Below are 13907 nucleotides of genomic sequence, written 5' to 3'. Positions count from 1 at the left end.
CGGTAGCCGGGAGCTACATCTGCAGTTCTTTCATCTTCCGGGTGAGCGTATTGCGGCCCCAGCCCAGCAGTTCGGCGGCGTCCCGTTTGCGGCCCTGGGAGTGCTGTAGCGCTACTTCGATCATCACCCGCTCAAAGGCGGGAGTGGCCTGGTCGAGAATATGCTGCTTGCCCTGCACCAGCTCATTGCGGGCCCAGCGCTGCAGTAATTCTTTCCAGTCGGCTTCGCTGCGCTCGGCGGTTTCCGTCACATCACGGCTAAGCTCCGGTGGCAGGTCGGTCAGGTGGACTTCCCGGCCTGAGGCCATGACCGTAATCCAGCGGCAGGTGTTTTCCAACTGGCGTACGTTGCCCGGCCAGTCCAGGTTGACCAGGAACTCCTCGGTTTCTGGCAGCAGTACTTTGGGCTCGCCGCCCAGTTCGTCGGCGGCGGACTGGAAAAAGTGCTGCATCAGGCGGGGAATGTCTTCCCGCCGCTCGGCCAGTTTGGGGATGTGTATGCGAATCACGTTGAGCCGGTGGAACAGGTCCTCGCGGAATTCGCCGCGGCGCACCAGTTCCTCCAGGTCCTGGTGGGTGGCGGCAATAATGCGCACATCGACCTTGACCGGCGTGTGCCCGCCGACCCGGTAAAATTCCCCGTCCGCCAGCACCCGCAACAGGCGGGTCTGGGTCTCGGCGGGCATATCGCCGATTTCATCGAGGAACAGGGTACCGCCGTCGGCCTGTTCAAAGCGGCCCGCGCGCTTGGCGTTGGCGCCGGTAAACGCGCCTTTTTCGTGGCCGAACAGTTCCGACTCCATCAGGTCGCGGGGAATGGCGGCCATGTTGAGGGCGATGAATGGCCTGGCGGCCCTGGGACTGTGCTTGTGCAGTGCGTGCGCCACCAGTTCCTTGCCGGTACCCGACTCGCCGTTGATCAGTACGGTAATGTTACTGTGGGCGAGGCGACCGATGGCCCGGAATACCTCCTGCATTGCCGGCGCCTCACCGATGATCTCCGTGCCCGGCAGGTCTTCCAGCTGGGGGGTTTCCATATTGCGTTCACGGGCCTGGGCCAGCGCGCGCTCGGTAATCGCGACCACCTCATCCAGGTCGAAAGGCTTTGGCAGGTACTCAAAGGCGCCTTTCTGGTAGGAGGCCACGGCGCTGTCCAGGTCGGAATGGGCAGTGGTAATGATCACCGGCAGCTGCGGGTGGCTCTCGCTGATCTGCGCCAGCAGCTGCAGCCCGTTGGTGCCGGGCATGCGAATATCACTGATGATGACATCGGGGGTTTCCGTCTCGATCCGCTGCAGCAGCTGGTCGGCGTCAGCAAAGCTCTCGTTGCTGATGCCGGCCTGCTTCAGGGCGCGTTCCAGCACCCAGCGGATTGAGCTGTCGTCGTCGACGACCCAGACTTGCGCCTGTTTATGCATGATCTAAATCCATTGGTAGATATATTGAGAAACGGGTGCACCCAGGTTCGCTGGCGCACTCCACCAGGCCGCCGTGGCGGGTGATAATCGACTGGGCAATGGTCAGGCCCAGCCCGGTACCCTCGGCTCTTCCGGTCACCATGGGCATGAAAATGGTCTGCAGCATTGCCTGCGGAATACCGGGCCCGTTGTCCTCTATGTCCAGTCGGCAAACCAGGCGATGGCGCTGGGTGCCGATGGTGAACTGGCGCTGTGACCGGGAGCGCAGCGCAATCACGCATTCCGCATCACTCTCAGCGGCTTGCAGCGCGTTGCGTACGATATTAAGCAGGGCCTGAATCAACTGGCTGCGGTCGCCGAAAATGTCGGGAAGACTGGGGTCGTAGTCTCGCACCAGGGTCACCTGATTATCGGTTTCCGCGCTGATCAGGTTGAGCACGTGTTCCAGTACTTCATGGATATTCAGTTTGCGGGCCTGCAGATGCTTGTTGGGACCCAGTAACTGGTCCACCAGGTCCCGCAGCCTGTCCGCCTCACGGATAATGATGTTGGTGTACTCGGTCAGTCCTTCATCAGGCAGTTCACGGGCCAGCAACTGGGCCGCGCCGCGAACACCCCCCAGCGGGTTCTTGATTTCATGGGCGAGGCCCCTGACCATTTCCCGGGTCGTTTCCTGGACATTGTGCAGGCTTTCCTCGCGGCTGATTTTCAACAGCCTGTCTACCGGCTGCATTTCCAGCAGCAGGCTGAAGCCATGCTCATTGTCGGCGACCGGGGTAAGCATGAGGTCGGCATGAATCTCCCGTCCGGAGAGCAGGGTCAGCGGCATGCCCCGTCTGGCCAGGGGGCTGCGGTTGGCGCGAACCTGCTTGAGGACATCCATCAGGCTCTCCGGCTGGGCCACCAGTTTGCGGATGGGCTGGCCCAGGCAGCGGGCCTCGGAAGTTTCCAGCAGGTCCTGCCCGGAACTGTTCAGCGAGACGACCCGGAGCTCGGCGTCCAGGGCCACGACCGCGGTACTGATATTGTCGAGAATGACCTGGTTGGACTGCATAAATAGCGTGCTGTGCTCGAGTTAAATGTTTGCGGCGCTCATTCGTTGTTGGGCAAGCAATTATGGAGCCAACATAGCCAAACCCGGTAAATAAGCAGTAAATTGCTTGAAACTTGTGCGCACGAGGTATGTAAGTACTGACTATCGACGCTCGCGCTATGGATATGGCGATGTCCCCGGCCCGGTTGGTAGAGGTCTGAAACGGGTGTAACGGCCTGGCGCACCAATATGGTGCACCAGCTTGGAAGGCATGTCCAGTAAAGGGCGCCGGCGTCAGATACCTGGCCGCAGTACGTAGACACGCACCGGTTCGGAACTGGCAAGTACATCGCCATCCCCACCAAGACGCTGCACCACCAGATCGTGCGGCCCCCGGAATACGTTCTCGAGTTTCCAGCGATTACCGGTTTGTGGCGGTCCCTGGGGTTGGCCGTCCATCAGCAGCTGGAGGGTCTGTCCCGGGGCCAGCTCCGGGCTGGTCGCTGCGACCACATCGAAAATCCCACCACCCTTCGGAATGGTGGTTTCATCGGTGGGCGAGCTGATGCTGACTGCAACAGGGACCGGTTCTTCCTGCTGTGCAGCGGGTTTGCGTTCCACCGGCGCGATGACCGGCGGCGGAGGTGCGGTATTGGTGGGGGATAGTTCAACCGCTTCTGCGCTCGAACTGCCTATCGGCGGCTTATCGCTAAACACCACGTTGCCGTCAGCATCGGTGGTTTTGTAGATTTGCGCTAGCGCGGGGACGGCGAACAGGGCCCCGAGGAACAGTACCGATAAAAAGTGTTTGGGCATGGCGCTTTCTCCAGCCTGACAGGAACTCGTCCCGGTACCCTAGCAGAAAAGTCGCCGCCGGGAGAGTTCAGATGGTGTGAAAGCGCATAAAAAAGCCCGCCAAGAGGCGGGCTTGTCGCTACTGGCCGCTGACTTACACGGAGTAGTACATGTCGAACTCAACCGGGTGAGTGGTCATGTTCAGGCGCTCGATCTCGGCTGACTTGAGCTCGATGTAGGCATCGATCATGTCGTCGGAGAAGACCCCGCCGGCGGTCAGGAACTCACGGTCTGCGTCCAGGGCTTGCAGTGCCTGGTCGAAGGTGGCCGCCACAGTGGGAATGGCCTTGCCTTCTTCCGGGGGCAGGTCGTAGAGGTCCTTGTCCGCGGCATCGCCGGGGTGGATCTTGTTCTGGATGCCGTCCAGGCCAGCCATCAGCATGGCGGCAAAGGCCAGGTAGGGGTTGGCGGTGGGGTCCGGGAAGCGAACCTCGACGCGCTTGCCTTTGGGGCTGGGCTCGTAAGGGATGCGGATGGACGCGGAACGGTTGCGGGCGGAGTAAGCCAGCATAACCGGTGCTTCGAATCCGGGCACCAGGCGCTTGTAGGAGTTGGTGGACGCGTTGGTGAACGCGTTCAAAGCGCGGGCGTGCTTGATAATGCCACCAATGTAGTACAGGGCGGTCTCGGACAGCCCGGCATAGCCGTCGCCGGCGAAGACGTTCTCGCCGTCCTTGGAGATGGACTGGTGCACGTGCATGCCGGAACCGTTGTCGCCTACCACGGGCTTGGGCATGAAGGTGGCGGTCTTGCCGTAGGCGTGGGCAACATTGTGTACGCAGTACTTCAGGACCTGTACTTCGTCACCCTTGGCTACCAGGGTGCTGAACTTGACGCCGATTTCACACTGGCCGGCGGTGCCCACTTCGTGGTGGTGCACTTCCACGTCCAGGCCCATCTGCTCCATGGCGGTGCACATGGCAGCGCGAATGTCGTGCAGGGAGTCAACCGGAGGCACGGGGAAGTAGCCGCCCTTGACGCCCGGGCGGTGGCCGATGTTGCCTTCCTCGAACTGGTGATTGGACACCCAGGCCGCCTCTTCGGAATGGATCTGGTAGCTGGCGCCGGACATGTCCACTTTCCACTTGATGTCGTCGAAAATGAAGAACTCGGGCTCGGGGCCAAAGAAGGCAGTGTCGCCGATGCCGGTCGACTTGAGGTATTCCTCGGCGCGCTGGGCAACGGAGCGGGGATCCCGATCGTAACCCTGCATGGTGGAGGGCTCGACCACGTTGCAGCGCACGATGACCGTGGTGTCATCGGTGAACGGGTCCACCAGTGAGGCGCTGTCGTCGGGCATCAGGATCATGTCTGATTCGTTAATGCCTTTCCAGCCGGAAATGGAGGAGCCGTCGAACATCTTGCCGCCCTCGAAGAAGTCCTCGTCGACTTCCTTGGACGGAATGGTAACGTGCTGTTCTTTACCACGCGTATCGGTGAAGCGCAGGTCTACCCAGCGCGCTTCATTTTCTTTAATCAGGTTCAGAGTGTTCTCTGACATCGCTATTCCTCCATGGGATTGTGTATGGCCAGCGGGCCGGCCTGCGTGCTATTGCTGCAGGCTGGCTGAGCCATGGCCTACGTTTATTGGCAGTCTCAGAGACAGCAAAAGCTGTGCCAAAAAGGTGCTGCACATAAGTATATGATTTTTAGAGCATTTTTGTTGAAGCTTGCCGCCAGTGGTTCGGGTGCGCACCAATAGGGTGCGTGGGTGATCTATTGTGGTGCGCCGTGCCATTGTCAATACCGCACAGCCCGCTCTTGTCTGTCCGGGGGTATAATACGCGGCCCCGAAAGGCCATAGCATTACCACTCCAATGAAATTTGTTGTCAAGTTTTTCTCCGAGATCGCGATCAAGAGCAAGCCGGTGCGCCGTCGCCTGGTAGGCCAGCTGCGCGAAAATCTGAAATCGGTGCTGCTGGAGTTCGATCCCGACATACAGGTGAGAAAAGCCTGGGACAAACTGCAGGTTGAAACTTCCATCGAGGATCCGGTGCAACTGCAGTTGATGGTGGCGGCTATGCGTAACACCCCCGGCATTACCTATATCCTGGAGGTGGTTGAGTCTCCGTTGCCGGCCCTGGAGGATATTGCGGAGCGGGTATTGCCCATTTACGGGCCACGGCTGGAGGGTAAAACCTTCGCCGTGCGCTGTAAGCGCACGGGTAGTCACGACTTCACCTCGGTGGACGTGGAGCGCGAGGTGGGCGCCGCGCTGCTGGCCCAGAGCGGGGCAGCCGGGGTCAAACTGAAGCACCCCGAGGTGCGGGTAGAGCTCGAAATCAGCAAAAAAACCCTGTTCGTGATTGGCCGGCGCTATCGGGGCCTGGGAGGATATCCCGTGGGCAGTGTGGACCCGGTGCTGTCGCTGATTTCTGGTGGTTTTGATTCTCCGGTGGCGAGCTACCTGACCATGAAGCGGGGTATGCGTACCCACTTCCTGTTTTTCAACCTCGGCGGTCGCGACCACGAAGTCGGCGTCAAGGAAGTGGCGTTGTACCTGTGGCAGAAATACGGCTGCAACCAGCGAGTACTCTTTATCAGTGTGCCCTTTGAGGAGGTGGTTGCCGAACTGCTGACCCGTATCCAGGACAGCCAGATGGGGGTCATCCTCAAGCGCATGATGCTGCGGGTGGCGGATCGTATCGCTCGCGACCTGGAAATCGATGCCCTGGTGACTGGTGAGGCAGTAGCCCAGGTCAGCAGCCAGACCGTGCGCAACCTGGCGGTGATCGACGAGGTCTGTACAAGCCTGGTGCTGCGACCGCTGGTGGCCACCGACAAGGAAGTTATTGTTCGTATGGCCAATGAGATTGGTACCGGCGAGTTTGCCGCCAACATGCCGGAGTATTGCGGCGTCATCTCGGTGAACCCCACCACCAGGGCGCGACTGGAGCGGGTAAGGGCGGAGGAAGAGCGCTTCGACATGGCGATTCTCGACCGGGCCCTGGCGGGAGTCACCCGCACCCGCATTGACAGGCTGGCGGAGGAGGAACTGCTGCGTACCGACGTGGAAGTCCTGTCGGTACCGCTGGCCCAGAGCACTATCATCGACATTCGTCACCCGGACGAAGAGGAGCTCGCCCCGCTCGACGTGCACGTACCGGTGGAAAAAATCCCGTTTTATCAGCTACACAGCAAGGCGGCCGGGCTGAACCCCGACACCACCTATATGCTTTATTGCGGCAAGGGTGTCATGAGCCGGCTGCACGCCAGCCACCTGGTGGATTCCGGGCTGACCCGGGTAAAAGTGTACGCGCCGTAAAAATACCATTAACAGGCGGCAGTCCGGGGCTTATCTCCTGTATAATTCGCGGCCTTTTTTGCCCCGATCACCCGCTGAGGCTAGTCCATTGAGAGAGAAACTGCGCAATATCGCCATCATCGCCCATGTAGACCATGGCAAGACCACCCTGGTGGATTGCCTGCTGCAACAATCGGGAACCCTTGACCGTCGTACTGAAGGGGCCGAGCGGGTGATGGATTCCAATGACCAGGAGCGTGAGCGCGGTATCACTATCCTGGCCAAGAATACCGCCATCGAGTGGAACGACTACCACATCAACATTGTGGACACCCCGGGGCACGCCGATTTTGGCGGCGAGGTAGAGCGGGTGCTGTCGATGGTGGACTCGGTGCTGTTGCTGGTGGATGCGGTCGATGGCCCCATGCCCCAGACCCGCTTCGTTACCTCCAAGGCATTTGAGCAGGGCCTCAACCCCATCGTGGTGGTCAACAAGGTCGACCGTCCCGGCGCGCGCCCCGACTGGGTGGTGGACCAGGTCTTCGACCTGTTTGACCGCCTTGGCGCCAATGAAGAACAACTGGATTTCCCGGTGATTTACGCCTCGGCGATTGAGGGGATAGCCGGCCTGGACCACGAGGACATGGCCGGCGATATGCAGCCCCTGTTCGAAACCATCGTCGACAAGGTGCCCTCACCACAGGTGAACAGCGAAGGTCCCCTGCAGATGCAGATCAGCGCCCTGGACTACTCCAGCTATGTTGGCGTGATCGGTGTCGGTCGCATTACCCGCGGCAAACTGGCGCCCAACAGCCAGGTGACCGTGGTCGATAGCGAGGGCGGCACTCGCAACGGCAAGGTGCTGCAGGTCATGGGTTACCTGGGCCTGGAACGGGTCGATGTAGACCGTGCCGAGGCCGGTGATATCGTCTGTATCACCGGTATCGATGGTCTCAATATTTCCGATACGCTGTGTGATCCCGCTAACGTGGAGGCGTTGCCTGCCCTGAGCGTGGACGAACCCACAGTGAGCATGACCTTCCAGGTTAACGACTCGCCCTTCGCGGGCAAGGAAGGCAAATATGTGACCTCGCGCAATATCAAGGAGCGCCTGGAGCGGGAGCTTATCCACAACGTGGCCCTGCGGGTCGAACCCGGTGACAGCCCCGACAAGTTCAAGGTGTCCGGCCGCGGCGAACTCCACCTGTCGGTACTGATCGAATCCATGCGTCGTGAGGGCTTCGAACTGGGTGTCTCCCGGCCCGAGGTTATTCAGAAAGAGATCGACGGCGTTATGCAGGAGCCCTTCGAGCAGCTGGTCATCGACTGTGAGGACGAGCACCAGGGTTCGTTGATGGAAGAGCTGGGCCTGCGCCGCGCCGAGCTGGAAAACATGGTCCCCGACGGCAAGGGGCGGGTGCGCCTGGAGTTCATCATTCCCGCCCGCGGATTGATCGGCTTCCGCTCCCAGTTCCTGACCATGACCTCCGGGAGCGGCATTATGACCCACGTGTTCGATCACTACGGCCCGGTCAAGAATGCCGAGATCATCCACCGTACCAACGGGGTGCTGGTGTCCATGGTCAAGGGTAAAACCCTGGCCTATGGCCTGTTTAACCTGCAGGACCGAGGGCGCCTGTTTGTCGACCCCAACGTCGACGTGTACGAGGGCCAGATCATCGGCCTGCACAGCCGCGGCAACGACCTGGTGGTCAATCCCACCAAGGCCAAGCAGCTGACCAATGTGCGCGCGTCCGGTACCGATGATGCCCTGACGCTCACGCCGCCGGTAAGGCACACCCTGGAGCAGGCACTGGAGTTCATTGAAGACGATGAACTGGTGGAAGTGACGCCCGAGAGTATCCGCCTGCGCAAGAAGCTGCTGCAGGAACACGAGCGCAAGCGCGCCGCACGCAGCTGATCCGTGAAGGCCCTGCTACAGCGGGTCAGCGAGGCGCGGGTGACCGTAGCGGGCGAGCCTGTCGGTGAAATAGGCACGGGCCTGCTGGTGTTGCTCGGTCTGGACAGGGACGATGACGAGGCGGCCGCCTGCCGCCTGCTGGACAAAGTGTTGGCGTACCGCGTTTTTGCCGATGGCGCCGGGCGGATGAATTGCTCGGTGGCCGATATCAATGGTGGCGTGCTCCTGGTCTCCCAGTTCACCCTGTCCGCCGATACCCGTAAGGGCTTGCGTCCCAGTTTTTCATCCGCCCTGCCGCCGGATCAGGCCCGGGCGCTGTATGACTACACGCTGGAGCAACTCATCCGGCGCCACCCGACGGTGGCAGCCGGTCGCTTCGGTGCCGATATGCAGGTCAGCCTGGTCAACGACGGCCCGGTCACCTTCATGCTGGAGGTCTAGCCAGCACCATTTCCAGGTGTGGGATGCCGTCGAGCTGGTAGGGGGCGCTATCGGTGGCGAATCCCAGGTCGTTATAAAACCTTTCCAGATGGGCCTGGGCGTGGATGCGGATAGCTGCCGCTGGCCATTGTTCGAGGTTGTGGGCGATGCCGCGGCGCACCAGTTCCCGTCCCAGGTTCCTGCCCCGGGCAGAGGGGGCCACCACAATACGCCCCAGCGCGCTTTCGGGCTGCTGCAGCCCTGGCGGCAGGCAGCGCTGGTAGGCCAGCAGTGTCTCCCCCTCCCAGCAGGCGATATGGATGGCCTGCGGGTCCAGGCCATCGGCGTCCTGGTAGACACAGTTCTGCTCAACCGCAAAAACTTCCTGTCGCAGTTTCAGTATCTCGTAGAGCTCGGTATTGCCCAGTTCCCCGAAGCCCGCGATTTGCCAGCGCTGCTTCACTTTGCTGATTCTCCTTTTCCATCGACTCGGCGTTCTCCCGGCCGGGAGAAGTTGCTACTATAGGGTCGAAATAGCCGCGGGAACAGGGTAGTTCCCAGTCCGGCGGTAATGAGGCACGGCGGCCGGGGACAGCTGCCATCCCAGAGAGACGCACATGCTGGCTAACGCCGAACTCTCCCAGGATTTCAGTATCCTCGGGCAGCAGTATAAAAAACTTATCAGCGCCCTGCTGGAGGTGGTCAACATGCCCGCCATCCCGGTGGAAGTGGCGCCTACCAGTGGCGGAAACTTTCGCGGATTCGACGGCAACCAGTTTTATGTGGTGGAACGCGGTGCTATTTGTGCCCGCTACCAGGACAAGACCGTATTCCTGCTGGAAGAGGGCGATATCCTGTTGCCCGACATCGCCGGCACCAAAGATGAGAGCGCCGCGGTATGCTATGGCTCTGACTCCGGTGCGCGCCTCGCCAGCTATCCTGCGCTGGAGTTCATGCGCCGGGTGTTCAATGACCAGGCCGGAACCCGCTTGTGGACCCGGCTGCTGGTGACCTACGCGGGCCTGATGCTGCGCATCACCGCCGCCAGCGTACAGGAGCAGGCCGAAGCCACGCCAGGCTTTGAGGTGTACGAGCCGGGAGAGATCATTATCCGCCAGGGTGAGCGGGCCGATTTCGTGTTCAACATGTCAGCGGGTGTCGCCGAGGTGCTGGTGGATGAGGTCATTGTCGGCCGCATTGGCGAAGGCGAAATCTTCGGTGCCATGGCGGCCCTCACCCAGGCCGATCGCAGTGCCACCGTGCGCGCCAAGACTACCTGTTCCGTGGTCAAGGTCCCCAAAGAACAGTTCACCGAGCTTATCAAGCGCAACCCCTCCACAATTCACAGCTTGCTGATCGACATGGCCAATTCCATCGTCAACCTCAATGAGCAGCTGGTGGGCCTGCGTGGCTAGTTTTACCACCGCTGCCCGTCAGCGGTGACCCATTCAACGGAAACCACATGACAGACGTTATCGAAATCGACGAAGACGGCATCGAACAGGTGTCGATGAAGACCTATACCGAGAAGGCCTACCTGGATTACTCCATGTACGTGATCCTGGATCGCGCCCTGCCCCACGTTGGCGACGGCCTCAAGCCGGTACAGCGGCGCATTGTGTACGCGATGAGCGAGCTCGGTCTGAAAGCATCCGCCAAGTTCAAGAAATCCGCCCGGACCGTGGGCGACGTGATTGGTAAATTCCACCCCCACGGCGACAGCGCAGCCTATGAGGCGATGGTCCTCATGGCCCAGAATTTCAGTTATCGCTACCCGCTGGTTGATGGCCAGGGCAACTGGGGTTCGCCCGATGACCCCAAGTCTTTCGCGGCCATGCGTTACACCGAATCGCGCCTGACGGCCTACGCCGATGTGCTGTTGGGAGAGCTGGGCCAGGGCACCGTGGACTGGATGCCCAATTTCGACGGCACCATGGACGAGCCCTCGGTGCTGCCGGCCCAGGTGCCGAACGTCCTGCTCAATGGCACCACCGGTATTGCGGTGGGCATGGCCACCGATGTGCCGCCACATAACCTGAAAGAAGTGGTTGCCGCCACGGTACACCTGCTGGAATCGCCCAAGGCAACTGTCGGCGAGCTTTGTGAGCACGTTCTCGCCCCGGATTTTCCCACCGAGGCGGAAATTATCACTCCCCGGGAAGATATTATCGCCATGTACGAAAGCGGCCGGGGGGCGCTGAAGATGCGTGCAGTCTGGGAGCGGGAGGGCGGCGACATCGTCATCAATGCGCTGCCGCACCAGGTCTCCGGCTCCAAGGTGCTGGAGCAAATCGCCCAGCAAATGCAGGCAAAGAAACTGCCCATGGTGGCGGACCTTCGCGACGAGTCGGATCATGAAAACCCGACCCGGCTGGTCGTGGTGCCGCGCTCCAACCGGGTAGACGTGGACGCGGTGATGAACCACCTGTTCGCCACCACCGACCTGGAGCGCAGCTACCGGGTCAACCTCAACATGATCGGCATCGACGGTCGCCCGGGCGTCAAGGGCCTTGACCGTATTCTCAAGGAGTGGATCACGTTCCGTACCGACACGGTACGCCGGCGCCTGGAGTATCGCCTGGAGCGGGTTCAGCGCCGGCTGCACATCCTGGAAGGCTACCTCGTGGCATACCTCAATATTGACGAGGTCATCCATCTTATTCGCACCGAAGACAAGCCCAAGCCGGCGTTGATGGAGCGTTTCGGAATATCCGATATCCAGGCTGAAGCCATCCTCGAGCTCAAGCTGCGCAACCTGGCCAAGCTGGAAGAAATGAAGATTCGTGGCGAGCAGGACGAGCTGAAAGCGGAGCGCGACCAGCTGGAGAAAATTCTGGGCAGTGCGACCCGGTTAAAAACTCTGATAAAGAAAGAGCTGCTGGCTGTTGCCGAGCAATACGGCGACGATCGGCGTTCGCCACTGGTCGCCCGCGGTGAGGCCCAGGCCTTTAGCGAGCTGGACCTGATGACTGCAGATCCCATTACTGTCGTCATGTCAGCAAAAGGCTGGATTCGCGCAGCCAAGGGCCACGAAATTGATCCGGCGTCCCTCAGTTACAAATCCGGCGACAGTTACAAGATGGCCGCCCGAGGCCGCAGTAATCAGCCGACCGTCATCCTCGACTCCACTGGCAGGGCCTATACCATCCCCTCCCACAACCTGCCCTCAGCCCGTGGCCAGGGTGAGCCGGTGACCGGGCGTATCAATCCTCCCTCCGGCGCCACCTTTGAAGGGCTGATGATGGGCGCGGAAAATGACCTGTTTCTGCTGGCCTCCGATGCCGGCTACGGCTTTGTTGCCAAACTGGGTGACCTGCAGACCAAGAACAAGGCAGGCAAGGGTGCCCTCAATTTGCCCAAGGGTAGCGCGGTACTGCAACCGGCCGCCGTCAGCGATGCCGAGAATGCCTGGGTGGCGGCGGTGTCCAACGAGGGGCGACTGCTGGTATTTCCGTTGGCAGACCTGCCGCAAATGGCCAGGGGCAAGGGCAACAAGATTATCGGTATTCCCTCGGCGCGGGTGCAGGCCCGTGAAGAGTTTGTGGTCGCGGTACAGGTGCTGACCGCCAGGGATTCGCTCGTGGTCTACGCCGGAAAACGACATCACAAACTCAGGTTTGCTGACCTGGAGCACTACCGGGGTGAGCGCGGTCGGCGGGGTAACAAGCTGCCCCGCGGGTTCCAGAAGGTGGATGCGATGGTGGTGGAAAAACAGGCTGACCGCTAGATCAGCCCCGGGTCCAGCAAGCGCTTTATAATGAGTTGCAGCTGTCGTTCCAGCAGGTCCTGGTAGGGACCGGCAAAACTTTCCAGCATGGCGAAGTCCTGGACCTCCGTCTCCTGCAGTTGCAGACGTCCGGCGATATCCATGTCCTCCAGCACCGCGGGTGCCAGCAACAGTTTTGGCGGTTTGCTGGTACATACCGCCTGCAATTCGTCCAGCGTATGCTGCATGTAAAGCCCCGGATAAATGTCCCTGCCATCACCCACGCCGAGCTCACTTTGCGACATGGCCATGAAAATCTTCATTGACAGGGGCATGGTTTTTTCCAGCTCGCGGCTGACGGCCTGTACCAGCCAGGCGCAGGAAGCCGCCCGGAAGGCGGCACTGCCCGCCTTATTGGGCCCGCTGAAGTACACGGCGAGGGCGAACTGGCGAGACACGTGCAGCTCACCCCCGTAGAAACCGGCGGCGGCGTACACCACCTGGTGCAGGCGGTCGATGTAGCGCTGCAGGGACTGGTCGTTAAGGGTCTCAACGTAGTCGACCAGGCTTTCCAGGTGCAGGTAAAGTACCGCGGTAGAGCGATAGTTTTCCTCCCTCGCCCCGGTGTCGTTGCGAGTACGAAGCAGGTCCATGGGCAGCGCCGCCACCCGCGATTCCAGCAGTTCCAGCTCGTTCCCGGGGGTTTTCCCCGGGTCGTTGTCTTCCAGCGCCAGGGCGCGTGACAGCCGTCCGATGCGCGAGCCAAGGCGTTTGCCCAGTTGCAGCCCGGCGCCATACACCGCCAGGCTCAGTAGCACCGCGAGCCCCAGCAGGCTGAGAACGAAGCGCTGGTGCGCAGCGATGGCAGTATCGGAATTCACGGTGACCAGCACTTCTCCCGCCACGTCAGATTCGATACGTACCGGGGCGCGGTAGCGGTGGAGGTTGCTCCCGACTGCCCGGCCTGCTTCGCCGAGCACCTTTCCCTCGACATCAAAAATGGCAATTTCTTCCGCGGAGGAGGTTTCCACGAAGCGTTGCAGCGACGCGGTGACGCTTAACAGATCTCCCGCCTCCAGGGCCACACCGACCCGTCTGGCGATCTGGTGTGCCAGGGCATTGCCGAATTCCTGCTGCTGCTGCTGTTGCAGGTGCCTGCTGGAAATGGCGCCGAGAATGACCAGTGCCAGGCTGACCAGCAGGCAAAGGGCGGCTGCCAGGGTGGCGATCTGTTGACTCAGGGGGGCGTTTTTAAAGCGGTCGGGCACGTTTTGGCGTCACTGCGGAAACGACAGCCAGTATAAACCAGT

General features: G+C 60.9%; 11 protein-coding genes. 5 read left to right on the top strand and 6 right to left on the bottom strand.

The features are described 5' to 3' along the window. Positions 1-13 precede the first annotated feature (13 nt). The 4 genes from ntrC to glnA form a co-directional block, all read right to left on the bottom strand. The gene (gene ntrC, locus E2F43_RS05160) at positions 14-1417 is read right to left on the bottom strand and encodes a nitrogen regulation protein NR(I) (protein WP_133210249.1); all 1404 of its coding nucleotides are present in this window, start codon (positions 1415-1417) and stop codon (positions 14-16) included. Beyond that, the gene (gene glnL / locus E2F43_RS05155) at positions 1410-2471 is read right to left on the bottom strand and encodes a nitrogen regulation protein NR(II) (protein WP_133210247.1); all 1062 of its coding nucleotides are present in this window, start codon (positions 2469-2471) and stop codon (positions 1410-1412) included. Before glnL ends, ntrC begins: the two co-directional genes overlap by 8 nt. A gap of 273 nt (positions 2472-2744) precedes the next feature. After that, positions 2745-3266, bottom strand: coding sequence for a DUF4124 domain-containing protein (locus tag E2F43_RS05150; RefSeq protein ID WP_133210245.1), 522 nt, complete (start codon positions 3264-3266; stop codon positions 2745-2747). A gap of 133 nt (positions 3267-3399) precedes the next feature. Continuing rightward, on the bottom strand, positions 3400-4806 hold the full coding sequence (glnA, locus tag E2F43_RS05145) for a glutamate--ammonia ligase (RefSeq protein WP_133210243.1): 1407 nt from the start codon (positions 4804-4806) through the stop codon (positions 3400-3402). A 316-nt stretch (positions 4807-5122) separates the two neighbouring features. Between glnA and thiI the strand changes: the two genes are divergently transcribed. The 3 genes from thiI (at position 5123) to dtd (ending at position 8912) form a co-directional block, all read left to right on the top strand. Next, complete coding sequence (gene thiI / locus E2F43_RS05140) at positions 5123-6571, top strand: tRNA uracil 4-sulfurtransferase ThiI (protein WP_133210241.1); 1449 nt, start codon at positions 5123-5125, stop codon at positions 6569-6571. Positions 6572-6659: 88 nt separating this feature from the next. Continuing rightward, on the top strand, positions 6660-8471 hold the full coding sequence (gene typA, locus E2F43_RS05135) for a translational GTPase TypA (RefSeq protein ID WP_133210239.1): 1812 nt from the start codon (positions 6660-6662) through the stop codon (positions 8469-8471). Between the two features lie 3 nt (positions 8472-8474). Further along, positions 8475-8912 carry a D-aminoacyl-tRNA deacylase gene (gene dtd / locus E2F43_RS05130; protein ID WP_133210237.1) on the top strand — a complete coding sequence of 146 codons (438 nt, stop codon included), beginning with the start codon at positions 8475-8477 and terminating at the stop codon, positions 8910-8912. Here the strand turns inward: dtd and E2F43_RS05125 are convergent. Further along, complete coding sequence (locus tag E2F43_RS05125) at positions 8896-9354, bottom strand: GNAT family N-acetyltransferase (protein ID WP_133210235.1); 459 nt, start codon at positions 9352-9354, stop codon at positions 8896-8898. The two genes, dtd and E2F43_RS05125, sit on opposite strands and share 17 nt — an antisense overlap. 154 nt (positions 9355-9508) lie before the next feature. Here E2F43_RS05125 and E2F43_RS05120 point away from each other — a divergent pair, with 154 nt between their 5' ends. After that, the gene (locus E2F43_RS05120; RefSeq protein ID WP_133210233.1) at positions 9509-10306 is read left to right on the top strand and encodes a Crp/Fnr family transcriptional regulator; all 798 of its coding nucleotides are present in this window, start codon (positions 9509-9511) and stop codon (positions 10304-10306) included. A 47-nt stretch (positions 10307-10353) separates the two neighbouring features. Next, positions 10354-12618 carry a DNA topoisomerase IV subunit A gene (gene parC, locus E2F43_RS05115; RefSeq protein WP_133210231.1) on the top strand — a complete coding sequence of 755 codons (2265 nt, stop codon included), beginning with the start codon at positions 10354-10356 and terminating at the stop codon, positions 12616-12618. On the opposite strand, the gene E2F43_RS05110 is transcribed toward parC, so the two are convergent. Then, positions 12615-13865 (bottom strand): hypothetical protein, encoded by a 1251-nt coding sequence (locus E2F43_RS05110; RefSeq protein ID WP_133210229.1) that lies wholly within the window; start codon positions 13863-13865, stop codon positions 12615-12617. The two genes, parC and E2F43_RS05110, sit on opposite strands and share 4 nt — an antisense overlap. Positions 13866-13907 lie beyond the last annotated feature (42 nt).

Source organism: Seongchinamella unica, from assembly GCF_004354085.1.
GTDB classification, from domain to species: domain Bacteria; phylum Pseudomonadota; class Gammaproteobacteria; order Pseudomonadales; family Halieaceae; genus Halioglobus; species Halioglobus unicus.
This window is presented reverse-complemented; position numbering and strand designations above follow the sequence as displayed.